Raw genomic sequence first — 25389 nt, forward strand, 5'->3', positions numbered from 1 at the left:
GAGCGGAGTTGGATGAAGAGTATGAACGCAGAACAATTTGCCGGGCTGCTTGGGGAAAGAGGAATCTCCCTTTCCTCCACCCAGCTTGGCCAGTTCGAAACGTATTTCGAAACCCTGGTTGAGTGGAACGAAAAGATGAACCTTACCGCAATTACTGAACGGGACGAAGTTTATTTAAAACATTTTTACGATTCTCTTTCGGCCTCATTTTATTTTGATTTTTCAGGTCCCTTCTCCCTTTGCGATGTTGGCGCGGGAGCGGGTTTTCCAAGCATTCCTTTAAAAATTGCCTTTCCTTCCCTGAATGTAACGATTGTTGATTCATTAAATAAGCGCATCACCTTCCTGAACCATCTTGCAAAGGTACTGAAACTGGACAATGTCCAGTTTATCCATGACAGGGCGGAAACCTTCGGTACGAATCCGCGGCACAGGGAGAGTTATGATATTGTTACTGCCAGGGCGGTGGCAAGGTTATCTGTTTTAAGTGAACTTTGCCTCCCACTCGTAAAAAAAGAAGGGAATTTTGTCGCTTTAAAAGCGGCCAATGCGAAAGAAGAATTGGCCGATGCGAAGAAGGCAATCACCATTCTCGGAGGCAGGATCCAAGAAACAAATACCTTCTCACTGCCGCTTGAGGACAGCGAGCGGACGATTATCGTCATCAATAAAGAAAAACCGACTCCAAAGAAGTATCCGCGAAAGCCTGGAACCCCTGCCAAATCGCCAATTGCCTAATCTTGTTTTCTGTTAAAGGGAAAGCGGTTTTGCCCATTAGGCTTCCGTCGGCAGGATTTTTCCGAAGAATAGAGAATTAGTTTAAGTGGGAGTATTTTAAAGGTGGTGCTGGAGATGAAGAATTCTTTTTCACGTTTTTTTGGCCGGGGTGATAAAGAAGAGGAGATTGACCTAGAAAAAGAGATTGATTTAGAGACAGAAGATAGCAATGAAGAAATTAGGAAAATTGCGATAGACTTAATTGTTCCGAACCGTTTCCAGCCTAGGACGGTTTTTGATGATGAAAAAATAGAGGAATTGTCACGTACCATTCATATACATGGCATCATCCAGCCAATTGTTGTCCGCGAACTTGAAGATGGACACTATGAAATCATTGCCGGCGAACGCAGATGGCGCGCAATGAAAAAGCTAGGCTGGGAGGAAGTGCCCGCGATTATTAAAAATATGTCCGATACGGAAACGGCTTCTGTCGCGCTAATTGAGAATTTGCAGCGGGAGGAGCTCTCTCCAATTGAAGAAGCACTCGCGTATGGGAAGCTGCTTACGCTTCATAACCTGACCCAGGAAGCTCTTGCGCAACGCCTGGGAAAAGGGCAGTCCACAGTCGCGAATAAGCTTAGGCTGCTAAAGCTTCCACAGGAAGTCCAGGATGCGCTATTGAACAAGCAAATTTCCGAACGGCATGCTCGCGCGCTGATCCCTTTAAAAGACGGATTGAAACAAGTAGCCGTAATGGAGGAAATCATCGCCAAGAATCTAAACGTAAAGCAGACCGAAGAGCGGGTCATTAAGCTTCTTGGGCAGCAGGAACAAAAGCCGAAGCCGAGACGCAAGGCTTTCAGCAAGGATATGAGGATTGCGGTGAACACAATCCGCCAATCCCTGACAATGGTCTCGGATAGCGGCATCCCACTTGATTCCGAGGAAGAGGAATTCGAGGAGTATTACCAATTCACAATAAAAATCCCAAAGAAAAAATAATAGAACAGCAAGCCGGACTGCATGTAATGTCCGGTTTTTTTTGTTCGGAAAAGCAATCAATTTCCAAAAAAAGGAAACATATGTTCCTACTCTTATGGACGAGGTTCTGCCCGGGCGCTATAATGGTAGTGGAGTGATTGCCTTAGTCAGCTCTCCTTTGCTGTTTCATTCCGGCATATGGCAGCCATTTCTTGTGGTGGAGGCATAATTTTAATAAAAAAACCTCCATCAATGATTTTTCATGATAAAATAGAATGCATGGCTTTCTCAAAACATTTTGGCAATGCCAGTTACTTTTAAGCAAAAGGTAGGTGACATCGTGGGCAAAATACTTGCAATCGCGAATCAAAAAGGGGGAGTCGGGAAAACGACCACCTCTGTCAATCTGGGCGCCTGCTTAGCATACATAGGAAAAAAAGTCTTAATGGTCGACATTGATCCCCAGGGGAATGCAACCAGCGGGATTGGCGTGGAAAAGGCTGATGTGGAGCACTGCATTTACGATGTTCTCGTAGATGATGTGGAAGCAAAAGAGGTCATCAGGCCCACATCTGTTGAAAATCTTTCCGCTATCCCCGCCACGATCCAGCTGGCCGGGGCGGAAATCGAGCTGGTCCCGACAATATCCCGCGAGGTCAGGCTTAAAAGAGCACTTGAAGAGGTGAAGGACAATTACGATTACATCATCATTGACTGCCCTCCCTCCCTTGGTCTTTTGACCATCAATGCCCTTACAGCCTCCGATGCGGTCCTGATTCCCGTGCAATGTGAATATTACGCGCTTGAAGGGCTGAGCCAGCTGCTGAACACTGTCCGCCTGGTCCAAAAGCATCTTAACCAGGACCTGAAAATAGAAGGGGTCCTCCTCACTATGCTTGACGCCAGGACAAATCTTGGAATTCAGGTTATTGATGAGGTAAAGAAGTATTTTCAGGACAAAGTCTATAAGACTATCATTCCAAGGAATGTACGCTTAAGTGAGGCTCCGAGCCATGGGGAGCCAATTATCATCTATGATCCGAAATCACGAGGCGCTGAAGTTTATTTAGATCTGGCAAAGGAAGTGGTTTCTAATGGCTAAAGGACTGGGAAAAGGGCTTGATGCCTTTTTTCAAAATATGGAACCGGAATCTGAAGAATCCATCCAGGATATAAAGATAAAAGAATTGCGCCCAAACCCTTACCAACCCCGGAAGCATTTTCAGCCTGAAGCAATCGAGGAACTGAAGGAATCCATTTTGGAGCATGGGATCCTGCAGCCGCTCGTTGTCCGCAAAAGCATTAAGGGGTATGAAATCGTAGTCGGGGAGCGCCGTTACCGCGCCGCCAAACAGGCTGGGCTGGAAACGGTCCCCGCTGTTGTCCGTGAATTATCCGAACAGCAGATGATGGAGCTGGCTGTCCTTGAGAATTTGCAGAGGGAAGATTTGAATCCCATCGAAGAAGCCGCTGCATACCAGACACTGATGGAAAAGCTGGGCCTCACCCAGGAGGAAGTGGCGAAACGCCTTGGGAAGAGCCGTCCGCATGTCGCAAATCATATCCGTCTCCTCTCGCTTCCAAAACAAATCCAGGATTTCATATCCAATGGCACCATTTCAATGGGACATGGCAGGGCGCTGCTTGGGCTTCGTCAAAAGGGGAAGCTTCCTCTCCTTGTTGAAAAAATCGTCAAGGAAAACCTTAATGTCCGCCAGCTTGAGAAACTGATCCAGCAGCTGAATGATAATGTTTCACGTGAAACAAAAAAGCCGGAAAAGAAAAAAGACCGGTTTATCCGTGAAAGGGAACATCAGCTTCGTGAAAGGTTCGGCACCACGGTCCACATTAAGCAAACCAAGAACAAAGGCAAGATTGAAATCGAGTTTTTTTCAAAAGAGGATTTGGAAAGGCTTCTGGATCTTTTGGAGCCCGAATCGAACGACTAAGCCATCACTTGATGGTTTCTTTTTTTATCATCATTCAATCCGCCATTTAGTTTTAATAAGTTAGGGGAAATTACTATGTTTTTGTGGGGAACACTTGTAAACGGCCTTTTGATCATCATCGGTACATTGCTTGGGAAACTGTTCCACCGGATTCCTGAGGGGATGAAATCGACCGTCATGCATGGGATTGGCCTTTCCGTAATGGTCTTGGGCCTGCAAATGGGGCTTAAAAGCCAGAATTTCCTGATCGTTATTTTGAGTCTGGTTCTTGGAGGGGTGCTTGGCGAGTTCTGGGACCTGGATGACAAGCTGAACCGACTGGGGTTATGGCTTGAAAGGAAAATCGGAGCGAATGGGAAGGGGAGCATATCCCAAGGGTTCGTTACGGCAACACTTATCTTCGTGATCGGGGCAATGTCGATTATCGGCGCCCTGGATAGCGGTATCCGCGGTGACCATGATGTCCTGTATACAAAATCGATTATCGACGGTTTTACCTCAATCATCCTGACAACGACTCTTGGAATCGGCGTGATTTTCTCCGCAATTCCGGTCATGCTTTATCAGGGGACGATTGCCTTATTCGCCACGCAAATCGACAGGATTATCCCAGCTGAATTAATGGATCAATTCATTGTGGAAATGACAGCAACCGGCGGGGTGATGATTTTTGCCATCGGCCTGAATCTTGCCGGTTTAACAAAAATAAAGGTTGCGAACTTGCTGCCGGGCATACTCGTTACTGCAGCAGCAGTAGGAGCTATCTATTTCTACCATCAGCTTACATAGGGAAAATAAAAACAGGAGAAGGCTGACTCGCGCTTTTCCTGTTTTTAGTTTGTCTGTTCATTCATCGTTGGTTCCTGCTCTCTGCTCCAGCGGATTTCAGACCATCCAAGCTGGTTGTATTGATATTTGGAAGCTAAATAAATCCCATTTGCTATAGTTTTGGCCATTTTGACAACAAGGCTAAGCCTTGTGTTTTGCAAAACGAAAAATTCCATAAAACCGCTTACATTAACAATTCCAGTAATGTGCATATCCCCAACTTCAGGCAGCTCCTTATTTACACCCGCCCCCGGTTTCACAGGGCCGTCGCAAACCTGTATGACTCCGACGCTTTTAAAACGCCCGAGGCAGGCATCGATCGCAATTATGAAGGGATGGAAATGTTTTTCCGTTATTTCCTTCAGTTTTTCTTCTAAATTCACCGCGTGGATTGGATCGTCAAGTGTTCCATATATATGGAAAGACGGCAATCTTTTTTCTTCAAGGAAACTACCAACGAGAGGGCCTAACGAATCCCCTGTCGACCGGTCAGTCCCGATGCAGACCACTACAATTGGCCGGCTGGTTAAAAGGGGCAAATTCGAAATCAGTTCAGCCGCAAGCTTTGCTTCTGCTTTTGACTCCTCATGGTGAATCCGGCTGTTTTGCACCCTATCGAATAAGCCAGATTTAATATTCATATAGCCCACTCCTTCATGGAAAGCGTAAACGCATTCATTTCAGTTGTTTTGTTGGCGAATGTCCGCGGGGACATAGAGTATAGGCGGGTTCAGTGCGGAGATAATGAATAGTATCAGTATACGAATATATTTCGTACTCTATACATACCTGTAAAATGTTTTTGCTAAACAGGGTAGAAAGAAGGATGATTCAGGAGTTTCAGGGAGTATTGGACTAGAAATATAAGGGATTTGACGGGGAAAAGTTGAAAAAAATCCCGCTTCTAACTAGAATAATAATGATCGATTGATTGGCGGTGGAAAAGTGGATTCATTTAACAGAGTACTGACCAGGATACATAACAGGTTCCTTGATGAAGACAGATGGGCCGCGATCGGTGAAGGAGCGATAAAAATCCTTCTAATCCTTATTGTCTCAGGAATCCTGATTAGGATAGGAAAGGCAGCTATCCATAAGGCATTTGAAATAAGGCTTAAAATGCCGCTAAGGGTAACGGAACGGCGCGAGGCAACCATGATAAGGCTGCTGGATAACATCCTGTCGTATGCCATCTATTTCATCGCATTTGTGATGATTCTTACCGAGCTGACGATTGATGTAAAGGCCATGCTCGCGGGGGCGGGCATTGTTGGGCTGGCAGTGGGCTTCGGTGCTCAGAATCTGGTTAAGGACATCATTACGGGATTCTTCATTATTTTTGAGGACCAATTCTCGGTTGGCGACCATATCCGAATTGATGCGTTTGAAGGAACCGTTGAGTCAATTGGCCTTCGGACGACGAAAATTAAGAGCTGGACCGGTGAATTGCATATCCTGCCAAACGGCAGTATTACCCAGGTAACAAATTACTCCTTGAATAACAGCATTGCTGTGGTGGATATTGGAATAGCCTATGAAGAGGATATTGAAAATGCAGAAAAAATCATCAGGGGTATTCTTGAAAAATTACCGAAAATAGATGAAGATTTAGTGAAACCGCCTGAATTGGTGGGGGTCCAAAACTTCGGACCGACTGAGGTAACCCTAAGGGTTGTCGCGGAAACAAAGCCGATGAAACATGCCGCGATTGCAAGGATGATCCGTAAGGAAATCAAGCTTGGATTGGACGAACACGGGATTGATATACCATTTCCAAGGATGGTTATGTATTCACGGGAGGATATAGGCGGCCATGCCGCTGACAGGGGGAAAAGCTGATGGAACAGAAAGAATTCGGCCTGAATGATATCGTTGAAATGAAAAAACCTCATCCATGCGGTGTGAACCGCTGGAAGATCATTCGCCTTGGGATGGATATCAGAATCAAATGCGAAGGCTGTGCCCACAGTGTTCTCATCCCGCGGAAGGATTTTTCCCGGAAAATGAAAAAGGTCCTTGTGAAGCATGAAGAATAATTTCATGCTTCTTTTTTTTGTAAAAATGTATTAACCTAGTAATTAAAATCATTAAAGGTTTTGTGTGGGGGTGGGGGAATTGCAAACGGTTGTGAAATCAGCGTGCCCGCTGAATTGCTGGGACAACTGCGGTTTTCAGGTGACAATGGAAAATGGGAAGGTCATTCAAATAGATGGCGACCCGGACCATCCGATTACAAAAGGGAAAATTTGCGGCCGGGGCCGCTCGTTGATTAAGAGAATAGAAGCGGAAGACAGGCTGCTTCACCCTCTGAAAAAAATAAATGGTGAATTCATTCAAATATCATGGCAGCAGGCTTTTGATGAAATCGCGGCAAAGTTGGCGGATATTAAAGAAATATACGGGTCGACAGCCGTTCTCCACAGCCATGACTATGCGAATAGCGGGATTTTGACAAACCTTGACCAGCGTTTTTTTAACGCCTATGGCGGAGTGACGGAACTTGTTGGTTCACTATGCTGGGGATCCGGCATTGAAGCACAAATGTGGGATTTTGGCGACGCTCTCAGCCATGCGCCCGGCGATTTATTTAACAGCAGGCATATCGTTGTCTGGGGAAGAAATGCATCGAGAACAAATCTGCATTTCTATCAAAGCCTCCTTGAGGCAAAGAAAAAAGGCATCCATATCCTGGTGATAGACCCCATGTTCAATCCAACAGCTAAACTGGCGGATGAGTATATTTCAATCAAACCCGGCATGGATGGCCTGCTCGCTGCCGGCATCCTAAAGGAATTGCTCAGGCTTGGATTGGAAGACCGCACATTCATTGACCAATTCACGGTGGGCTTTGGTGATGTGGAGGACCTTCTTGAAACAATTACATTAGAGGAAATCAGCGAAAAGGCTGAAATTCCAATAGAGACAATCACAAGGCTGGCGGGCATTTATGCCGACCGCCCTGTGTCCACTTATATCGGCCTTGGAATGCAGCGGTACCGCAATGGGGGCAATACTATCCGGTTTATTGATGCGCTTGTCGCGGCAAGCGGCAATATCGGCATCCCAGGCGGCGGGGCCAACTACGCAAACCTTCAGGTGGGTAGAAGCTTTCAGGCAGGCCGCCTTACATTGAACGAACGGCGGAAGGAATATCGCCAATTTCCAATCATGAAACAGGCAGAAAGAATTCTTTCCGAAAGGAATCCTGAAATTAAGATGGTGATCGTCACATGCGGCAACCCCGCAACCCAGGTCCCCGACTCCACTATCGTCGAAGAAGCCTTTTCAAAGGTTGACACTGTAGTCGTAATTGACCAATTCATGACAGACACAGCTTTGCTCGCGGATTATGTCCTTCCAACCGCGTCTGTCTTCGAAGAGGAAGATTTCTACTATGCTTCCATGTTCCATCATTATGTTAACTATGCGCCTAAATTGATGGAACCGCCAGGAGAAGCGAAACCGGACTTATGGATATGGACGGAGCTTGCAAAACGACTTGGCTTTGCAGCTGATTTTGACTATACAACCGAACAATGGCTTCAAATGTTCCTAGAGCCTTTGAATAAAGACGGGCTGACACTAGAGTTTCTGCAGGACAATCATACATTCGAACTGCCAGTCGTGAAGGTTCCATGGTCCGACCGCAGATTTAAAACGCCTTCCGGCAAATATGAGTTCTCATCAAACCTTGCCAGGCAAAAGGGGATGGAAGGCAAGCTGCTGCTATCCCTGCCGGCTGAAACAAAGTGGACGCAACCAGATTTGGCGGCTAAATTCCCTTATTCTCTTTTAACAATCCACCCGTTGAGATCGAACCATTCTCAGCATTATCATATCTTTCCGAAAGAACCGCATGTCGTGATAGAAATCGCTGCAGACATCGCGAATAGGCATGGACTGCTGGATGGTGAAAGGGCAAAGGTATGGAATGAGCGGGGAGAGGTAACAGGGACAGTTTCCATATTGCCAAAAGCACATCCGGGAACAATTAATATCGATGAAGGCATTTGGAAGAAGTTCGGTGGCTCTATCAACAGCCTAACATCAAGCCTTCCTTCCGATAACGGGCTGGGCAGCACATTGTATGACTGCCTGGTAGCAATAAAAAAGATTGAGGCCATCTAAACTGCCGGTTCTTCCGGCAGTTTTTATATGGACGGCAAATTAAAGCATCCTTGTGTTTTTACAAAGGAATGCCTATAATTGTGTAGTGCTTTTAAATGTTATTTACTGTAATAACGAATTTTCCAATAGATATGTTTAATTAAGAGGAGTGACCGAACTATGGCGTTAACAGCAGGTATTGTGGGCCTTCCGAACGTTGGGAAATCCACGCTTTTTAATGCAATAACCCAAGCGGGTGCTGAATCGGCCAATTACCCGTTTTGTACAATCGATCCGAATGTCGGGATCGTCGAAGTTCCAGACGATCGGCTGAATAAGCTGACCGAACTCGTCCAGCCGAAAAAAACAGTTCCGACCACATTTGAATTCACTGATATCGCGGGAATCGTTAAGGGTGCCAGCAAAGGGGAAGGTTTGGGGAATAAGTTTCTTTCCCATATTCGTGAAGTGGATGCCATCTGCCAAGTGGTCAGATGCTTCGCCGATGACAATATTACCCACGTTGCGGGCAAAGTGGACCCAATTTCAGATATCGAAACAATCAATCTTGAGCTGATCCTGGCTGACATGGAGTCCGTCGAAAAACGGATTGGCCGCGTTGAAAAGCTGGCAAAGCAAAAGGATAAGGACGCCTCGGCAGAATTTGAAGTGCTATCCATGCTCCGTGAAGCGTTTGAAGCTGAAAAACCTGCGAGGGCAGTTGAATTTACAGAAGACCAATTTAAAATTGCAAAGCAGCTTCACCTGTTGACAATCAAGCCTGTATTGTATGTGGCGAACGTTGGCGAGGAAGATGTAGCCGATCCATCCTCGAATGAATATGTCCAGCGCGTCCGTGAATTCGCAGCCAACGAAAATGCGGAAGTCATTGTCATTTGCGCGAAAATTGAATCTGAAATCGCCGAGCTTGAGGGGGAGGAAAAGGAAATGTTCCTCTCGGAGCTTGGGATTGAAGAATCCGGCCTTGACCAGTTGATCCGGAAAGCGTACAGCCTCCTCGGGCTTGCCACTTATTTTACAGCGGGCGTCCAGGAAGTCCGCGCATGGACTTTCAGGAAAGGGATGAAGGCCCCGCAATGCGCCGGTATTATCCACTCCGATTTTGAAAGAGGATTTATCCGTGCGGAAACGGTACACTATGACGACCTCCTCGCGAATGGTTCGATGAATGCCGCGAAAGAAGCTGGAAAAGTGCGCCTTGAAGGAAAAGAATACGAAGTTAAGGATGGCGACATCATTCATTTCCGCTTTAATGTTTAAAATCAAAAAAACATTCAGAAGGTGCGCGGCGGGGATTCCCGGCCGCACACCTTCTTTTTTGCGTTCCATTCAAGCGTGAGTTGCGCATTGGGCGTTTCTATGATATACTTTTACCTTGTGAGTAATTGATAAATTGCTCCTTGCCCATTATGGGCCGCTTAGACCAAAAGGAGGTGACTGTGATGAGAAAGTACGAAGTTATGTACATCATCCGCCCAAACATTGAAGATGAGGCCAAGAAAGCGCTTGTTGAGCGTTTCAACACTATTCTGGCTGACAATGGTGCGGAAGTGGCTGAAGCCAAGGACTGGGGTAAACGCCGTCTAGCTTACGAAATCAATGATTTCCGCGACGGATACTACCAAATCCTGAAGGTGAATGCTGAACCAGCGGCGGTTGAAGAGTTTTCCCGTCTTGCAAAGATCAGCGAAGATATCATTCGCCACATCGTAATTAAAGAAGAAGAATAATCCTTAAAGATAAATCGTTCCGGGAAAGATGTTCCACGTGGAACATTGCTCGGAAAAGGGAGTTGATTCTGATGATGAATCGTGTCGTACTGGTTGGCCGTTTAACGAAAGATCCTGAACTTCGATATACGCCAAGCGGTGTTCCAATGGCTACATTTACTCTTGCGGTTAACCGTACATTCTCAAACCAGCAGGGTGAGAGAGAGGCGGACTTCATTAACTGTGTGGTTTGGAGAAAACCAGCGGAAAACGTCGCCAATTACCTTAAAAAAGGGAGCCTGGCAGGCGTTGATGGACGTATTCAAACCCGTAATTATGAAGGGCAGGACGGAAAGCGTGTCTATGTAACAGAAGTCGTAGCGGAAAGCGTTCAATTCCTTGAACCAAGGAATTCCGGCAATAAAAACGACAACAACAACGATTACTATGGCAGTGCTCCAAGGGAACAGGGTAATCCTTTTGGGAACAGCAATCAGAATCAACGGACTGCACCCGCGAAGCAGCAGGGCTATACCCGGATGGATGACGATCCGTTCGCTGGCAGCGGACAGATTGATATTTCAGACGATGACCTGCCATTCTAGAACGATAAACGAACTTACTATAAATGCTTAAACAAAGGAGGGACATACCGATGGCAATGGGACGTAAAGGCGGCCGCGCTAAGCGCCGTAAAGTGTGCTATTTCACTGCTAACGGAATCACACACATCGATTACAAAGATGTGGATCTGTTGAAAAAGTTCATCTCTGAACGCGGCAAGATTTTGCCACGCCGTGTGACTGGCACAAACGCTAAATACCAACGCAAATTGACAATCGCGATTAAACGCGCTCGTTTAATGGCATTGCTTCCATACGTAGCAGGCGAATAATCGCCTGAATAGAAAGAGCAGCAGGGAACTCCCTTGCTGCTTTTTTATCATTTTACACCTGTTTAAACTTCTATTTTACCGTATTTGCGGATGAAAATGGAAAAGGAAGTCGCCTATTGTTTTTCATAAAAAATACGTTAACGTTTTGAGGTGTTTTATCACTGAGGAGGAAATAAACCAACCGTGTTGTTCTTTAAAGAGAACATTGTAAGTCCAGTTGTTTTTCTTTTCATGGATAGGATATTGGGTATAATGAAATTAGGGTTCGGTGCGAGGAAAGATAATCTTTTAATTCAGAGGGTTATCCATCAAAGCCGACAGCTAAAATTTTTGGGACATATCTGTCAGGGAGCTGAAAGAATGCCGTCATTTTTGGAAAAGCGGTCAATACGTTATCCTTTTTACGGATTACTGTGCTTAACAGCGGTGCTTTTAGGCATCCTTGCGCGTTATCATTTGGCTTTAAGCATAGCAGGGTACTTCCTTGCAGGAGCCGCTCTTTATTATTTGCTTCAAATCGATAGGCGCCAAAGGAAGGAAATGGAGGAGTATATCTCAACTCTTTCATACCGGGTTAAGAAGGTTGGGGAAGAGGCACTTATGGAAATGCCGATTGGCATCATGCTGATCAACGATGAGCTTTGCATCCAGTGGACCAATCCATTCCTGGCCTCCTGTTTTGATGAGGATACATTGGCGGGAAGATCCCTTTACGACGTGGCCGAATCGCTAGTTCCTTTGATTAAGCAAGATGTAGAGGCTGAACTGATTACACTCCACGACCGGAAATTCCGGGTAATTCATAAGGTTGATGAAAAGCTTCTCTACTTTTTTGACGTAACCGAGCAGACTGAAATAGAAAAGATGTACAGGGATGAGCGGACAGTCATTGCCATTATTTTTCTTGATAATTATGAAGACCTCACACAGGGTCTAGATGACCAGGCTCGGAGCAGCATCAATAACCTTGTTACTTCCATCCTGAATAAATGGGCCAATGATAACGGCATTTACCTTAAGAGGATTTCATCCGAACGCTTTATTGGCGTTTTCAATGAAAGCATCCTTCAAACGTTGGAAAAGGGTAATTTCGCGATTTTGGATATCGTCAGGGAAATGACGATGAAACAAAATGTAGCCCTGACACTCAGCATCGGGATAGGAGCTGGCGTATCGTCACTCCCTGAACTTGGAACGCTTGCCCAGTCAAGCCTTGATCTTGCGCTTGGCCGCGGTGGAGACCAGGTTGCAATTAAACAGGCGAATGGGAAAGTTAAATTTTTCGGTGGAAAAACAAACCCGATAGAGAAACGGACGAGGGTCCGGGCAAGGGTAATTTCCCATGCCTTAAAAGAGTTGATTGCCGAGAGCGACAAAGTCATTGTAATGGGCCACAGATTCCCGGATATGGACTCCGTCGGTTCTGCAATCGGGATCAGCAAGGTCGCGCAAATGAATCAGCGGGATGGTTATATTGTAATAAACTATGACGAAATCGATACAGGAATCCAGCGGCTACTTGAAGAAATCAAGCAGCACCCTGATTTATTCGACCGCTTTATAACACCCGAGCAGGCACTCGATTTGGCGACGAATGATACCCTGCTGGTAATCGTCGATACGCATAAACCTTCGCTTGTCATTGATGAAAAGGTGCTGGCATCGATAAGCGACGTTGTTGTCATCGACCATCACAGAAGGGGAGAAGACTTTATCAGCAACCCGCTCCTTGTATATATGGAGCCATACGCATCGTCGACTGCGGAGCTTATTACCGAACTGCTTGAATACCAGCCAAAACGGGCGAAATTCAGCATGATAGAGGCTACAGCCCTTCTTGCCGGAATTACCGTTGATACGAAGAGCTTTACATTAAGGACCGGCGCAAGGACATTTGACGCGGCATCGTATTTAAGATCGCTTGGAGCCGATACGATTCTTGTCCAGAAGTTTTTAAAGGAAGATGTCGATACGTACATTAAAAGAGCAAAACTGATTGAATCAGTCTATTTTTACAAAGAAGGCCTCGCGGTTGCGAGATCGGCTGACGGTGAAATTTATGACCAGGTGATGCTGGCGCAGGCCGCGGATACGCTGCTGGCGATGGACGGCATCCAGGCTTCGTTTGCTATGTCGATGAGGGACGATGGCCTGATTGGCATCAGCGCCCGTTCGCTTGGCGACATAAATGTGCAAATCATCATGGAGAGCCTCGGGGGCGGCGGGCATTTGACGAATGCGGCCACACAGCTTGCAGACATAGAAATTGATGAGGCGGAGCAAATGCTGAAGCAGGCCATCGATGATTATTTTGAAGGAGGAAAATCGGAATGAAGGTAATTTTTCTGAAAGATGTTAAAGGCAAAGGCAAAAAAGGCGAAGTGAAAAATGTCGCCGATGGCTATGCGCATAACTTTCTTATCAAACAGGGCCTTGCTGTCGAAGCGAATACCGCCAATGTTAGCAACTTGAATGCCCAGAAGAAGAAGGAAGCGAAAATGGCCGAACAGGAGCTTGCGGAAGCGAAGAAGCTAAAAGAAAAGCTTGAAAAAATCACGGTGGAATTAACCGCGAAATCCGGGGAAGGCGGCCGCCTGTTTGGATCGATAACAACGAAGCAAATTTCTGAGGAATTGCAAAAGAAGCATGGAATTAAAATCGATAAGCGGAAAATGGAACTTGAAGATGCCATTCGAAGCCTGGGCCAGACAATGGTGCCAGTCAAGCTTCATCATGAGGTCACCGCGACGCTCAAGGTGTATGTAAAAGAAGGAAACTAATTTTTAGTGGTAGATTTCGACTGAGAACATGTTAAGATAATAGAGTAGCTAAAATTGTGATCGGCCTTGCTGGTCACTTTTTTTCGCGGTGTTAAGCTGTATTACCTCGAGGATGGGGGGATTTTTTGATGAATGATGTATTCGCGGACCGTATGCCGCCCCAAAATATTGAAGCGGAACAGGCAGTGCTCGGAGCCATTTTTCTGGAACCGGCTTCTTTGACACTGGCCACCGAAATATTAATTCCAGAGGATTTTTACAGGGCGGCCCACCAAAAAATCTTCAATATGATGCTTAAATTGAATGATGAGGGAAAAGCCGTCGATTTAGTCACTGTAACAGAAGAGCTTGCCGCGGCAAAACTTCTTGAAGATATTGGCGGGGTCAGCTATATGAGTGAGCTGGCAGGTTCCGTGCCTACGGCTGCCAATATAGAATATTACGCGAAAATCGTTGAGGAAAAGTCACTGCTGCGCAGGCTGATCCGGACAGCAACGACGATTGCCCAAGATGGTTATTCACGGGAGGACGAGGTCGAACTTCTATTATCAGAAGCCGAGAAAAGCATTATGGAGGTTGCCCAGCGCAAAAATGCCGGGGCATTCCATAATATTAAAGATGTCCTTGTCCGGACGTATGACAATATAGAAATGATGCATAACCGGAAAGGCGATATTACCGGGATTGCGACCGGATTCCGTGAATTGGATAGGATGACGGCGGGTTTCCAGCGGAATGACCTGATTATAGTAGGCGCGCGGCCTTCTGTTGGTAAAACGGCTTTCGCGTTGAACATAGCCCAGAACGTAGCTGTTAAAACCGGTGAGAATGTCGCAATCTTCAGCCTTGAGATGGGTGCGGAGCAGCTTGTGATGAGGATGCTCTGCGCGGAAGGCAATATTGACGCACAGCGACTAAGGACTGGTTCCCTTACGGATGAAGACTGGGGCAAACTGACGATGGCAATGGGAAGCCTGTCACGGGCGGGGATTTTCATAGACGATACCCCGGGAGTACGGGTTGGCGATATCCGTTCAAAATGCCGGCGCTTGAAGCAGGAGCATGGCCTCGGGATGATTATGATCGATTATCTCCAGCTTATCCTAGGTAGCGGCAGGAGCGGCGAGAACCGCCAACAGGAAGTATCGGAAATTTCCCGTTCCCTTAAGCAGCTTGCGAGGGAACTCCAAGTACCGGTCATCGCCCTTTCACAGCTTTCCCGCGGCGTTGAGCAGCGCCAGGATAAGCGCCCGATGATGTCCGATATCCGGGAATCGGGTAGTATCGAGCAGGACGCCGATATTGTCGCGTTCCTGTACCGAGACGACTATTATGATAAAGAATCAGAGAATAAGAATATCATAGAGATCATCATTGCCAAGCAGCGTAATGGCCCGACAGGCACCGTCCAGCTGGCATTTGTAAAAGAATACAATAAGTTCGTTAACCTGGAGACCCGATTCGATGATTCGGCCATTCCTCCAGGCGCGTAGCGGTTTCAATATGCCGGCCTTTTATGGGGCCGGCAATTTTCATTTTAGGAGTGGGCTTATGGATACATATTCAATCGTTTCTGAGACAACCAGGCTTATAATCAGGCCTATTACACATTCAGATTATGAGGCGTGGATAAAAGGTTTTTCCGAAAGGCTCCCGTCCCAGCACAAATATGATGATGGACTTATTGATATGGAAGAGTGCACAGAAGAGTGGTTTGCAGATTTGGTAGATAAATATAAGCAATTGGCATTGAAGGATTCGGCCTATATCCTTGAAGTTTTTTTAAAAGAGGATGGACGGCATGTGGGCACAATAGACTTTTCTACTTTGGCAAGAGATGGTTTCCAATGGGGAAGAATTGGATACACAATCCATAACCAATTCTGGGGCAAGGGGTATGGAAAAGAAGCGGTAAAGGAAGCAATGGGCTTTGCGTTTTCAAAATTAGGTTATCACCGGATAGAAGCCCATATCAATATTGATAATATCGCCTCAGAGCGTCTGGCACAAAGTGTTGGCATGGAGTTTGAATGTGTTAGGAAAGGGTTCATATTTGAATTTGGCAAGTGGACGGACAATCTGGTGTATTATCGGAACGGAAATTAACTCTGGCCTGGAATGTTAAAATAAGAAAAAACATTGGTATTTTACGAACAAGATAGAATAATATGAAGTTAATGTTCGGATTTTCTTGACTTATCATCTGTAACCTTGTAAGATTGGTATGGTTTGTTGCTCAATATAAAAAGTAACCAATTTCGGAGGTGCTTGTATGTCATCAGTTGTTGTAGTTGGTACACAATGGGGCGATGAAGGAAAAGGGAAGATTACCGATTTCCTTTCTGAAAATGCGGAAGTTGTAGCCCGTTACCAGGGAGGAAATAACGCCGGCCATACAATTAAATTTAACGGCGTTACCTATAAATTGCACCTAATCCCTTCAGGAATATTCTATAACGATAAAATCTGCGTGATTGGGAACGGCATGGTCGTCGATCCGAAGGCGCTGATCAAGGAATTGGAATACCTGCACGGAGAAGGGGTCTCCACAGACAACCTGCGCATCAGCAACCGGGCACACGTAATCCTTCCATACCATTTGAAGCTCGATGAAGTTGAAGAAGAGCGGAAGGGTGCCAATAAGATTGGGACAACGAAAAAGGGAATTGGCCCTGCTTATATGGATAAGGCGGCAAGGGTTGGCATCAGAATCGCTGATTTACTGGACAGGGAAGTGTTTAAAGAAAAGCTGGCCAGAAACCTTGATGAGAAAAACCGTCTTTTTGAAAAAATATATGAAACAGAAGGATTTACCTCTGAGGAGATCCTTGATGAATATTATGAATACGGCCAACAGATTAAGAAATACGTCTGTGATACCTCGGTTGTCCTAAATGATGCCCTTGACGAAGGGCGCCGCGTCCTGTTTGAAGGCGCGCAGGGCGTCATGCTCGACATTGACCAGGGGACTTATCCATTTGTTACGTCATCCAACCCCGTTGCCGGGGGGGTAACAATTGGATCGGGTGTCGGCCCGACCAAAATTACGAATATCGTCGGCGTTTCCAAAGCCTATACAACGCGTGTAGGCGATGGTCCATTCCCAACAGAACTCAATAATGAGATTGGCGACCGAATTCGGGAAGTTGGCCGCGAGTACGGCACTACAACCGGACGCCCACGCAGGGTTGGCTGGTTTGACAGCGTCGTTGTCCGCCATGCGCGCAGGGTCAGCGGCATCACCGATTTGTCACTCAACTCCATTGATGTCCTGACAGGCCTCGAGACAGTAAAAATTTGCGCGGCCTACCGTTACAAAGGAGAAATCATTGAAGAGTTCCCAGCAAGCTTGAAGGTGCTTGCTGAGTGTGAACCAGTCTATGAAGAGTTCCCGGGCTGGACAGAGGACATCACTGGCTGCAAGACGCTCGGAGAACTGCCAGATAATGCCCGCCATTACCTTGAAAGGCTTTCCCAGCTCACTGGCATTCCATTGTCGATTTTCTCGGTCGGCCCCGATCGTTCACAGACCAATGTCGTCAGGAGCCCGTGGAGGACAAGCATGTAAGTTTTGTATGATAGGAACCCTTCCTGATTCAGGGAGGGTTCACTTTCTTTTTTACGAATGCTGCCGGTTAGTGTTCACCGCGTGCATCAATGTTTTAAAAGCAAGGTAAAGGGAAAAGGAGTGAGAGTTACGAGGGAAATTGATTTTATAAAGATTTTTTCTAAAATTGCTTGCTTCCTAAACAAGACGTATGCTATTATAAAAAACGTCGCCACTGGCAAAAGGTAACTAAGCTGGATGGAAGAGAGTAGTAGACTTTTTAATGAGAGCCATTAGCTCAGTCGGTAGAGCAACGAGCAAAGCATCGTGATCATGCTGCGAGTTGCGGAGTGGAACGAAAGTTACGCGGAGCATCTGACTAAGTTAATCTATGTTTAGGGAATTTTTCTTGTACGAGCCATTAGCTCAGTCGGTAGAGCATCTGACTTTTAATCAGAGGGTCGAAGGTTCGAGTCCTTCATGGCTCACCATTTATTTTTTTAAATGGCCCCTTGGTCAAGCGGTTAAGACACCGCCCTTTCACGGCGGTAACACGGGTTCGAATCCCGTAGGGGTCATTATTCTGGTCCGGTAGTTCAGTTGGTTAGAATGCCTGCCTGTCACGCAGGAGGTCGCGGGTTCGAGTCCCGTCCGGACCGCCACTTTTATAAAGTGTCATACATAAATAGAATGGCTCAGTAGCTCAGTCGGTAGAGCAACGAGCAAAGCTTCCATGAATAAACAACGAGTTGTACCCGCCGAGAAACTGCTTGCGGATCTTTCTGAGGCGGGGACAAAGGCGACTCAGAACTTTTATTTAGGAATCATATCTATATACGGCTCAGTAGCTCAGTCGGTAGAGCAAAGGACTGAAAATCCTTGTGTCGGCGGTTCGATTCCGTCCTGAGCCATCAAAAAGGAAAGCAAACAAACCTGCTTTCCTTTTTTATTTCCCAATATAAAACGCCACTTGTAATATGTATGTAATAAAACATCCATATTTTGTTAAAAAATAACCTAACTCATCCTCTCTATGACATTTATACTACAGAAATTGTCGAATCCTCAAAAAAACCACAGTTTATAGGCTTTTCGGCCTGTTTTCCCTCTATTTTTTCCTAAAAAACTGCCATTTCGAGACGAATAGTTCGCCAAAATTTTCCTGTAAATGTCAACTATTATACATTTCTGTTACATTATTAGTACTGATAATCAATTTAAATTAAATTATGGTAAAGTAGAGAAGTGTGAAAATATTTTATATTTCCCAATAAGAAAATAAATCGATTTTGAGAGAATAAGAGGTTTTGTTTCTGTCGCTCAGGGAGGATTATCAATGAAAGTATTTTCAAAGGAACGTTCCTTGCCATTGAAAAAACCGAATATCAGTATCAATTATATAAAAAAAATCATGCTTTCCGCATTGGCAACCACGGCGCTTTTCCTGGCAGCCGGAGAAAAGGCTGAAGCGGAACCCAAGCTTACCACTGTATATTATGTTTATCTTAACAATACATATATAGGCACCGTTACAGATAAAAATGTGGTTGAAACGATTGTTGAAAAGCAATTGCTAGATATGCAGAAGTTGAATAAGAACTTCAAACTTGGGTCTGAAATCACTTATATACCGGAACAAGTTTTCCGATCGACGGCCAACAACCATGAGGCTGCAAAAAGGGTTGCCCAGGAAATGACACTTGAAGTAGAGTCCGCGGCTATTGTTATCAATGGTGAGCCAGTTGTCTACCTTGATAGCAAGGAAGCGGCTGAACGGGTTATTAAATTGATGAAATATAAATACGTGACCGAGGAACAGCTAAAAGATGTAGAAGCAAGGAAAGCACAGCCTGAAGCTTCTTTACCCGCATTAAAGGAAGATGAAACCCGAATCCTTGATGTGCGCTTTTCCGCCGATGCGAAAGTCGAAATGACAACAATCGCTCCTAGTAAAATATTTTCTCAGGAAAAAGCATTGAAATTCCTCCAAAAAGGAACGTTGGAAGAAAAGAAATATATAGTAAAAGAAGGGGATGTACTTGGGTCGATCGCAGGGGAAGCCAATCTTACTACAGCCCAGCTTCTCGCCCTGAACCCTGGTATGAAGGAAGATTCCCTTATCAAGATTGGGCAGGAATTGAACATAACGGTTCCAAAGCCTTATATTGACGTAATAGTAGACAAGGAAGTTTTTAAAAAAGAGACCCTTTCTTTTAAAACCGAGGTAGTTAATAACGAGTCGATGTTCAAGGGAGATAAAAAGGTGAAACAGGAAGGCCGGAACGGGTCCAGGGAAGTCACTTATGCAATCTCCGAACAAGGCGGCAAGATTATTAAAAAGACAGTGGTAAGTGAGCAAATCACCCAAAAACCTGTTAACCATATTATTATGAGGGGAACAAAAGTTGTTCCTTCCCGAGGAGAAGGGTCATTCCTATGGCCTGCTTCCGGCGGTTATGTCTCTAGCCAGACTGGCTATCGCTGGGGGAAAATGCATAAAGGGATCGACATCGCCAGGCCGTCCAATCGTACGATTAAAGCCGCGGACAACGGAAGAGTCATTTCCGCCGGATGGGACGGAGGGTATGGCAATAAAATTGTCATTGACCATAACAACGGTTTCCGAACAATTTACGCCCATCTTTCCTCCATTGATGTCCGTGTTGGGCAGACAGTGGCAAAAGGATCAAAAATAGGGGTCATGGGTTCAACTGGGGATTCCACAGGGCTACATCTTCATTTTGAAGTATATAAAAACGGCAGTCTTCAAAACCCGATGAAATATTTAAGAAGATAAAACCCTTCGATATACGAAAACGGGCCTCCAGCATGCAGCTGGGGGCCTTTTTGGTATAGGCAATTGTTTCTAATAGATGATTTATAACGATTAAAATGGTAAAGTTAAATAGTAGAAAGTGAACTACCCGTCTTGGGGAATAAGTTTAACCGGCGGGTGTTTAGCCCAGTTCTACTGCCGCTAGAATCTTCACTAAGATGGAGATCAAATGGCAGTACGATGGGTTCAACTAAGCTTCAGAAACACACAGCGGCTAGTTTCACTGTTGTTCACCGAACGGACTTTACGGGCAGGGATCCCCACCTGTCTTCTTTGGTTCCCCTGAATCTTTCGGGGAGGGTCTGACTGCCCGTTAAGAGTGGGATAAATCGTGTAAAAAGTAAGGGAAACGGGACGAGGAAGGAGTTTTGGGATGGAGAAGAAAATTTTAGTCGTAGATGATGAAAAGCCAATTGCCGATATACTGCAATTTAATTTAAAAAAAGAGGGTTACACTGTTTTTTGCGCATACGACGGGAACGAAGCAATCTCCATGGTTGAAGAGGTTCAGCCTGACCTGATACTTCTCGATATCATGCTGCCCCTCCGAGATGGGATGGAGGTTTGCAGGGAAGTCAGAAAGAAATATGAAATGCCCATCATTATGCTTACTGCCAAAGATTCAGAAATTGATAAGGTTCTGGGCCTTGAACTTGGAGCCGATGACTATGTAACAAAGCCCTTCAGTACGAGGGAATTAATAGCGAGGGTAAAGGCAAACCTGCGGAGGCATCAGCTCCCGTCGGGCCAGGCCAATGGAGAAGAATCCTCGAATGAAATAGAAATTGGGTCGCTAACCATCCATCCGGATGCCTATGTTGTATCAAAACGGGGCGAAACCATTGAATTGACACACCGTGAATTCGAACTCCTTCACTATCTTGCCAAACATATTGGACAAGTCATGACACGGGAACATCTCCTGCAAACGGTATGGGGATATGATTACTATGGCGATGTCCGGACCGTGGACGTAACAGTAAGGCGGCTGCGCGAAAAGATAGAGGACAGCCCAAGCCACCCAGCGTGGATTGTGACAAGAAGAGGAGTCGGCTATTATTTGCGCAATCCTGATCAGGAGTAAAGAATTTAATGAAAAAAGTCGGCTTTTTTAATTCAGTACATCTTAAATTTGTGCTTATCTATGTACTGCTTATCCTCGTAGCCATGCAGATTATCGGGGTTTATTTCGTTAAGCAGATGGAAGAAACGCTTACCGGGAACTTCCAGACGTCCCTCAAAAGGCAAGTGACGATGCTTGGATATAACCTTGTGGAGCAGATGCAAAGAGAACGGGGAACAGGCGAAACGGACAGCCAGGAAGAAATCAGGAGAATTTTAAAAGAATTCGCTGTCGGAGATATCATTGAGGCAAGGCTGATTGAAGCTGATACGCTGAAAATCCTAGGAACGTCCAAGCAGAATGAACAGGAAGTGGTCGGCCAAAGGACTACCGAAATGAGGGTTAAGCGGTCAATTGTCATAGAGGACGAACAAAGCGAAATTTTGGTTGACCGAAATGGGCATCGAATATGGGTCTTGGTAACCCCGATTAAATCAGACAGGAAAATTATCGGCGTCATCAAGGTTGTCGCCAATATTGAGAGTGTTTTCGAGCAAATGAAAACAATTAATGGCATTTTGGCAACCGGGACAGCGATCGCGCTGGTAATTACGGCTGCGCTTGGCATCCTGTTGGCCCAGACGATTACGCGGCCGATTACAGATATGAAGAAACAGGCGCTGGCGATGGCCAAAGGTAATTTTTCCAGGAAGGTCAAGGTTTATGGCTACGACGAAATCGGGACATTGGCAATGACATTCAACAACCTGACGAAAAAGCTTCAGGAAGCCCAAGCCACGACAGAAGGGGAACGGAGGAAACTATCTTCGGTCCTTTCCTATATGACCGATGGGGTAATCGCGACGGACCGGAGGGGAAGGGTGATTGTCATCAATGACCCGGCGGCCAAAATGCTCGGCGTTTCACGTGAAACAGTCCTTTCCCAGCCAATCGTGTCGGTGCTTGATTTGGATGACACCTATACATTTGAGGAATTGCTGGAAATTAAGGATTCAATCATCCTTGATTACAGCACGAAGCATACCCCCTATGTTTTACGGGCGAATTTATCTGTCATACAGAAAGAAACGGGCTTTGTTAACGGTCTGATTACGGTCCTACATGATATTACTGAGCAGGAAAAAATCGATGCGGAACGGCGGGAATTCGTCGCGAATGTATCGCACGAGCTAAGGACGCCGCTGACGACGATGAGAAGCTATCTTGAAGCGCTGGCGGACGGTGTGATGGAAGATCCTGAAGTCGGGCCGCAGTTCCTTAATGTGGCGCAGACAGAAACAGAACGAATGATTAGGCTTGTGAACGACCTGCTTCAATTATCAAAAATGGACAGCAGGGACTACAGGCTTTCGAAAGAGTGGGTTGACTTTACCGAGTTCTTCAGCAGGATCATCGACCGATTCGAAATGGCGAAGCGTGAAAATGTTCGGTTCACCCGGATTCTGCCCCGGAAGCCGCTCTTTGTTGAAATCGATGAGGATAAATTGACCCAGGTGCTTGATAACATTATTTCGAATGCCCTAAAATACTCGCCTGAAGGCGGGGAGGTCATCTTTACCGTCCTCGAGGAGGAAGGGAAGATTACAGTTAGCATAAAGGATGAGGGCATCGGAATTCCGAAAGAAAATCTCGGGAAGATATTTGACCGTTTTTACCGCGTCGATAAGGCCAGAACCAGGAAATTGGGCGGCACGGGCCTTGGGCTTGCGATTGCCCGCGAAATGGTAAATGCCCATGGCGGTACTATTTGGGCAACAAGTGAGGAAGGAAGAGGGACACAGATTATATTCACCCTGCCTTACGAGCCGACTGAAGAGGTTGACTGGTCATGAGATATGAAACAGTAAAATCAATTTTGCTGACACTGCTGGTTCTTTTTAGTATCGGGCTGACGTGGACATTATGGACCTACCAGCCGAACCTTGACATGCTTGAGAGTGGGAAAATCGTTGAAGAAGTAAAAATGGGCGAGAGAAAAGACGAATCCAAAATAATCAAGCCTGATAGGATTCTTTATCATGCAGAGGGAAAGCATTACGGAACTTCACGGGTTAATGAAGTTGACAGGCTGATGAAGGAAATGTCCGGCTGGGTGTTTTTTGATGTGAAAAACAATACCGAGCAGGCGGGACCCTTTAAGCAGGCGGTCCATGGGAACGGCAAAGTTGAAATTATATTTCCACATGAAGTGCCTGTCGAGGTTTTCAGGAACGTCCTGAACTTTGAGGAAAAAAAGCTCCCATCCTTCCGGTTTGACCGAATTGTTATCGACATGAAAAGCCTTCAAAAAGACAGAGGCGTTGTTTATTTCGCAAATTCGAGGAACCGGGAGATTTATATCAGCTATATTTCAGCTTCGCTATTAGCCCATTTTAATCGCGGCTTTTATGAACGGGCCAGCCAGAATCCAGCTTATTTTGCATTCGAGGCGACCGAAAAACGGACAATTTTCCTTCCGGAAGATGAGACCGAAATGCGGGAATATAAATACCTGCCAAAGAATCTTGATTCTGAGGAATTTAAGGAAGCCCTTTTCGCGAATCCAAGCCTTGTGCAAAAAAGCATTGTTAGCACAGGTGAGGAATATGCGAATGATTCGAGCAAAATGAACATTTACACAAATAAGCATTTGCTCGTTTTCATTAATCCCGGGGAAGACAATGGGTATTTATCGGGCTCCACGAACCTGCTGAAGCGGAGTATCGATTTTATTAATCAACATTATGGATGGACGGACCCATACCGGTTTGTTTATCTCAATGAAGCTTCACAGCGGGTAACATTCCGGCTTTACAGCATGGATGGTTTTCCAATATTCAATGAAGATGGCCTTTCGGAAATCAATCAGTTTTGGGGAAAGAATGAAATTACAAGACTGACAAGGCCAACTTTCGCGATGGAGCTTCCTCTCGAAACGACGAAGGTCGTCCGTCCATCGGGAAGGGAAGCATTGGAGTTTTTACAAAGCCAAAAAGGATTCAAGCCAGAACTTCTTGAAGATTTGATCCTTGGCTACAAGATGGACAGGGACGCCGCATCCAGCAGGCTAATTACTCTTGAGCCAGCCTGGTTCTACCTCTACAATAAAAAATGGTCTCAAATCAGCACAGATGAGTTGGGGGGGATGCGGCATGGATTGGAGTAGAATTAAAACAATCTTCATCATCACCTTCCTTATCCTCGATGTTTACCTTTTGTATCAGTTAATGGTAAAACATAATGCCAACCAGCTTGAGATGATGAAGGAGACTTCCGTAGAGGACCAACTCAAGGCCGCTGATATCACGTATGAGGCGATGCCAAAAGCGGCAATAAAGGACCAGTATGTCCGGGCAAAAATCAAGGTATTTACTAAAGATGATATTAAGGAGCTAGAAGGCCAGTCGATTATGATTAGGGATGAGAGCACCCTCGTTTCGAAACTGGAAGAGCCGTATCAGCTTGATGAAAAAGCCGAACCAATTTCGCTTTCCGCGTTCATCAATGAAAATATTCTGTTTGGCAGGGAATATCAGTACTGGGAACGGGATGATAAGAAAAAAACAATCACGTATTTCCAGCAGTACCAGAATAAATTTTTGTACCAAAATGTGAATGGAAACGGCAAGATTGTTTTTGAGTTGAATGATAAAAACCAAATTGTATCCTACGAACAGACGTATTTTGAAGACATTAAGAAACTGGATGTGAAGGAAGAGGTCATCCAGCCGATAAAGGCATTGGGAATCCTCCTCCAAAAGGGGTTAATCGAGCCAAAAAGCAAGGTAACAAAAGCGGAACTTGGCTATTCGACGATTGTGCCGCTTGCCTCTTCACAGGTATTCGCCCCAACTTGGCGGTTTATTATTGATAACGAAAAGAGCCTGTATGTCAATGCCTTCGAGGGCCAGGTCATCCCGTTTGGGAGCGAGGAAAACGAAGTAACGGAGTGA

23 protein-coding genes and 4 tRNA genes are annotated in these 25389 nt (G+C 45.6%); 26 read left to right on the forward strand and 1 reads right to left on the reverse strand.

Annotated elements, in window-relative coordinates:
- Positions 1 to 21: 21 nt before the first annotated feature.
- The 5 genes from rsmG (at position 22) to DRW41_RS05210 (ending at position 4439) form a co-directional block, all read left to right on the forward strand.
- Positions 22 to 738 carry a 16S rRNA (guanine(527)-N(7))-methyltransferase RsmG gene (gene rsmG / locus DRW41_RS05190; RefSeq protein ID WP_115450931.1) on the forward strand — a complete coding sequence of 239 codons (717 nt, stop codon included), beginning with the start codon at positions 22 to 24 and terminating at the stop codon, positions 736 to 738.
- A gap of 114 nt (positions 739 to 852) precedes the next feature.
- A complete protein-coding gene (noc, locus tag DRW41_RS05195; protein ID WP_115450932.1) occupies positions 853 to 1722 on the forward strand; it encodes a nucleoid occlusion protein in 870 nt (289 codons plus the stop codon).
- Between the two features lie 319 nt (positions 1723 to 2041).
- Positions 2042 to 2803: a ParA family protein gene (locus DRW41_RS05200; protein ID WP_115450933.1), complete on the forward strand. Its 762-nt coding sequence runs from the start codon at positions 2042 to 2044 to the stop codon at positions 2801 to 2803.
- Positions 2796 to 3650 (forward strand): ParB/RepB/Spo0J family partition protein, encoded by an 855-nt coding sequence (locus DRW41_RS05205; RefSeq protein WP_115450934.1) that lies wholly within the window; start codon positions 2796 to 2798, stop codon positions 3648 to 3650. Before DRW41_RS05200 ends, DRW41_RS05205 begins: the two co-directional genes overlap by 8 nt.
- 75 nt (positions 3651 to 3725) lie before the next feature.
- Positions 3726 to 4439, forward strand: coding sequence for a DUF554 domain-containing protein (locus tag DRW41_RS05210; RefSeq protein ID WP_115450935.1), 714 nt, complete (start codon positions 3726 to 3728; stop codon positions 4437 to 4439).
- Positions 4440 to 4483: 44 nt separating this feature from the next.
- On the opposite strand, the gene yyaC is transcribed toward DRW41_RS05210, so the two are convergent.
- Positions 4484 to 5119, reverse strand: coding sequence for a spore protease YyaC (gene yyaC / locus DRW41_RS05215; RefSeq protein ID WP_115450936.1), 636 nt, complete (start codon positions 5117 to 5119; stop codon positions 4484 to 4486).
- A gap of 304 nt (positions 5120 to 5423) precedes the next feature.
- Between yyaC and DRW41_RS05220 the strand changes: the two genes are divergently transcribed.
- The 21 genes from DRW41_RS05220 (at position 5424) to DRW41_RS05320 (ending at position 25389) form a co-directional block, all read left to right on the forward strand.
- The gene (locus DRW41_RS05220; RefSeq protein ID WP_115450937.1) at positions 5424 to 6317 is read left to right on the forward strand and encodes a mechanosensitive ion channel family protein; all 894 of its coding nucleotides are present in this window, start codon (positions 5424 to 5426) and stop codon (positions 6315 to 6317) included.
- The gene (locus DRW41_RS05225; protein ID WP_115450938.1) at positions 6317 to 6514 is read left to right on the forward strand and encodes a DUF951 domain-containing protein; all 198 of its coding nucleotides are present in this window, start codon (positions 6317 to 6319) and stop codon (positions 6512 to 6514) included. Before DRW41_RS05220 ends, DRW41_RS05225 begins: the two co-directional genes overlap by 1 nt.
- A 79-nt stretch (positions 6515 to 6593) precedes the next feature.
- Positions 6594 to 8606 (forward strand): molybdopterin-dependent oxidoreductase, encoded by a 2013-nt coding sequence (locus DRW41_RS05230; RefSeq protein ID WP_115450939.1) that lies wholly within the window; start codon positions 6594 to 6596, stop codon positions 8604 to 8606.
- Between the two features lie 159 nt (positions 8607 to 8765).
- On the forward strand, positions 8766 to 9866 hold the full coding sequence (gene ychF, locus DRW41_RS05235; protein WP_115450940.1) for a redox-regulated ATPase YchF: 1101 nt from the start codon (positions 8766 to 8768) through the stop codon (positions 9864 to 9866).
- A gap of 182 nt (positions 9867 to 10048) precedes the next feature.
- Complete coding sequence (gene rpsF, locus DRW41_RS05240) at positions 10049 to 10336, forward strand: 30S ribosomal protein S6 (RefSeq protein WP_066205283.1); 288 nt, start codon at positions 10049 to 10051, stop codon at positions 10334 to 10336.
- 71 nt (positions 10337 to 10407) lie between these two features.
- A complete protein-coding gene (gene ssb / locus DRW41_RS05245) occupies positions 10408 to 10920 on the forward strand; it encodes a single-stranded DNA-binding protein (protein WP_115450941.1) in 513 nt (170 codons plus the stop codon).
- Between the two features lie 50 nt (positions 10921 to 10970).
- A complete protein-coding gene (gene rpsR / locus DRW41_RS05250) occupies positions 10971 to 11210 on the forward strand; it encodes a 30S ribosomal protein S18 (protein WP_053368607.1) in 240 nt (79 codons plus the stop codon).
- A gap of 360 nt (positions 11211 to 11570) precedes the next feature.
- A complete protein-coding gene (locus tag DRW41_RS05255) occupies positions 11571 to 13544 on the forward strand; it encodes a DHH family phosphoesterase (protein WP_115450942.1) in 1974 nt (657 codons plus the stop codon).
- A complete protein-coding gene (rplI, locus tag DRW41_RS05260) occupies positions 13541 to 13990 on the forward strand; it encodes a 50S ribosomal protein L9 (protein WP_115450943.1) in 450 nt (149 codons plus the stop codon). The genes DRW41_RS05255 and rplI overlap by 4 nt, the downstream gene beginning before the upstream one ends.
- Positions 13991 to 14118: 128 nt before the next feature.
- Positions 14119 to 15483 (forward strand): replicative DNA helicase, encoded by a 1365-nt coding sequence (dnaB, locus tag DRW41_RS05265; RefSeq protein ID WP_115450944.1) that lies wholly within the window; start codon positions 14119 to 14121, stop codon positions 15481 to 15483.
- Between the two features lie 58 nt (positions 15484 to 15541).
- Positions 15542 to 16096 carry a GNAT family N-acetyltransferase gene (locus DRW41_RS05270; protein ID WP_115451612.1) on the forward strand — a complete coding sequence of 185 codons (555 nt, stop codon included), beginning with the start codon at positions 15542 to 15544 and terminating at the stop codon, positions 16094 to 16096.
- 166 nt (positions 16097 to 16262) lie between these two features.
- Positions 16263 to 17558 (forward strand): adenylosuccinate synthase, encoded by a 1296-nt coding sequence (locus DRW41_RS05275; protein ID WP_115450945.1) that lies wholly within the window; start codon positions 16263 to 16265, stop codon positions 17556 to 17558.
- Positions 17559 to 17952: 394 nt separating this feature from the next.
- Positions 17953 to 18028, forward strand: a tRNA-Lys gene (locus DRW41_RS05280).
- Positions 18029 to 18043: 15 nt separating this feature from the next.
- Positions 18044 to 18115 (forward strand) — tRNA-Glu (locus DRW41_RS05285).
- Positions 18116 to 18122: 7 nt separating this feature from the next.
- A tRNA-Asp gene (locus tag DRW41_RS05290) sits at positions 18123 to 18199 on the forward strand.
- Positions 18200 to 18375: 176 nt separating this feature from the next.
- A tRNA-Phe gene (locus tag DRW41_RS05295) sits at positions 18376 to 18448 on the forward strand.
- Between the two features lie 425 nt (positions 18449 to 18873).
- The gene (locus DRW41_RS05300; RefSeq protein ID WP_245959355.1) at positions 18874 to 20334 is read left to right on the forward strand and encodes a M23 family metallopeptidase; all 1461 of its coding nucleotides are present in this window, start codon (positions 18874 to 18876) and stop codon (positions 20332 to 20334) included.
- 412 nt (positions 20335 to 20746) lie between these two features.
- The gene (gene yycF / locus DRW41_RS05305) at positions 20747 to 21457 is read left to right on the forward strand and encodes a response regulator YycF (protein WP_115450946.1); all 711 of its coding nucleotides are present in this window, start codon (positions 20747 to 20749) and stop codon (positions 21455 to 21457) included.
- A gap of 8 nt (positions 21458 to 21465) precedes the next feature.
- Positions 21466 to 23289: a cell wall metabolism sensor histidine kinase WalK gene (walK, locus tag DRW41_RS05310; RefSeq protein WP_115450947.1), complete on the forward strand. Its 1824-nt coding sequence runs from the start codon at positions 21466 to 21468 to the stop codon at positions 23287 to 23289.
- A complete protein-coding gene (locus tag DRW41_RS05315; protein WP_115450948.1) occupies positions 23286 to 24602 on the forward strand; it encodes a YycH family regulatory protein in 1317 nt (438 codons plus the stop codon). The genes walK and DRW41_RS05315 overlap by 4 nt, the downstream gene beginning before the upstream one ends.
- Complete coding sequence (locus DRW41_RS05320) at positions 24589 to 25389, forward strand: two-component system regulatory protein YycI (RefSeq protein WP_115450949.1); 801 nt, start codon at positions 24589 to 24591, stop codon at positions 25387 to 25389. Before DRW41_RS05315 ends, DRW41_RS05320 begins: the two co-directional genes overlap by 14 nt.

Source organism: Neobacillus piezotolerans, assembly GCF_003362805.1.
GTDB lineage: Bacteria > Bacillota > Bacilli > Bacillales > Cytobacillaceae > Bacillus_D > Bacillus_D piezotolerans.

What these genes read in the sequence shown, in the direction of transcription:
- DRW41_RS05205 (WP_115450934.1), top strand. Translation starts at nt 2,796, where the DNA reads ATGGCTAAAGGACTGGGAAAAGGGCTTGATGCCTTTTTTCAAAATATG.
- DRW41_RS05300 (WP_245959355.1), top strand. Translation starts at nt 18,874, where the DNA reads ATGAAAGTATTTTCAAAGGAACGTTCCTTGCCATTGAAAAAACCGAAT.
- DRW41_RS05225 (WP_115450938.1), top strand. Translation starts at nt 6,317, where the DNA reads ATGGAACAGAAAGAATTCGGCCTGAATGATATCGTTGAAATGAAAAAA.
- DRW41_RS05270 (WP_115451612.1), top strand. Translation starts at nt 15,542, where the DNA reads ATGGATACATATTCAATCGTTTCTGAGACAACCAGGCTTATAATCAGG.
- DRW41_RS05320 (WP_115450949.1), top strand. Translation starts at nt 24,589, where the DNA reads ATGGATTGGAGTAGAATTAAAACAATCTTCATCATCACCTTCCTTATC.
- DRW41_RS05275 (WP_115450945.1), top strand. Translation starts at nt 16,263, where the DNA reads ATGTCATCAGTTGTTGTAGTTGGTACACAATGGGGCGATGAAGGAAAA.
- yycF (WP_115450946.1), top strand. Translation starts at nt 20,747, where the DNA reads ATGGAGAAGAAAATTTTAGTCGTAGATGATGAAAAGCCAATTGCCGAT.
- yyaC (WP_115450936.1), bottom strand. Translation starts at nt 5,119, where the DNA reads ATGAATATTAAATCTGGCTTATTCGATAGGGTGCAAAACAGCCGGATT.
- noc (WP_115450932.1), top strand. Translation starts at nt 853, where the DNA reads ATGAAGAATTCTTTTTCACGTTTTTTTGGCCGGGGTGATAAAGAAGAG.
- rsmG (WP_115450931.1), top strand. Translation starts at nt 22, where the DNA reads ATGAACGCAGAACAATTTGCCGGGCTGCTTGGGGAAAGAGGAATCTCC.
- DRW41_RS05255 (WP_115450942.1), top strand. Translation starts at nt 11,571, where the DNA reads ATGCCGTCATTTTTGGAAAAGCGGTCAATACGTTATCCTTTTTACGGA.
- DRW41_RS05210 (WP_115450935.1), top strand. Translation starts at nt 3,726, where the DNA reads ATGTTTTTGTGGGGAACACTTGTAAACGGCCTTTTGATCATCATCGGT.
- ssb (WP_115450941.1), top strand. Translation starts at nt 10,408, where the DNA reads ATGATGAATCGTGTCGTACTGGTTGGCCGTTTAACGAAAGATCCTGAA.
- walK (WP_115450947.1), top strand. Translation starts at nt 21,466, where the DNA reads ATGAAAAAAGTCGGCTTTTTTAATTCAGTACATCTTAAATTTGTGCTT.
- rpsR (WP_053368607.1), top strand. Translation starts at nt 10,971, where the DNA reads ATGGCAATGGGACGTAAAGGCGGCCGCGCTAAGCGCCGTAAAGTGTGC.
- rplI (WP_115450943.1), top strand. Translation starts at nt 13,541, where the DNA reads ATGAAGGTAATTTTTCTGAAAGATGTTAAAGGCAAAGGCAAAAAAGGC.
- rpsF (WP_066205283.1), top strand. Translation starts at nt 10,049, where the DNA reads ATGAGAAAGTACGAAGTTATGTACATCATCCGCCCAAACATTGAAGAT.
- dnaB (WP_115450944.1), top strand. Translation starts at nt 14,119, where the DNA reads ATGAATGATGTATTCGCGGACCGTATGCCGCCCCAAAATATTGAAGCG.
- DRW41_RS05315 (WP_115450948.1), top strand. Translation starts at nt 23,286, where the DNA reads ATGAGATATGAAACAGTAAAATCAATTTTGCTGACACTGCTGGTTCTT.
- ychF (WP_115450940.1), top strand. Translation starts at nt 8,766, where the DNA reads ATGGCGTTAACAGCAGGTATTGTGGGCCTTCCGAACGTTGGGAAATCC.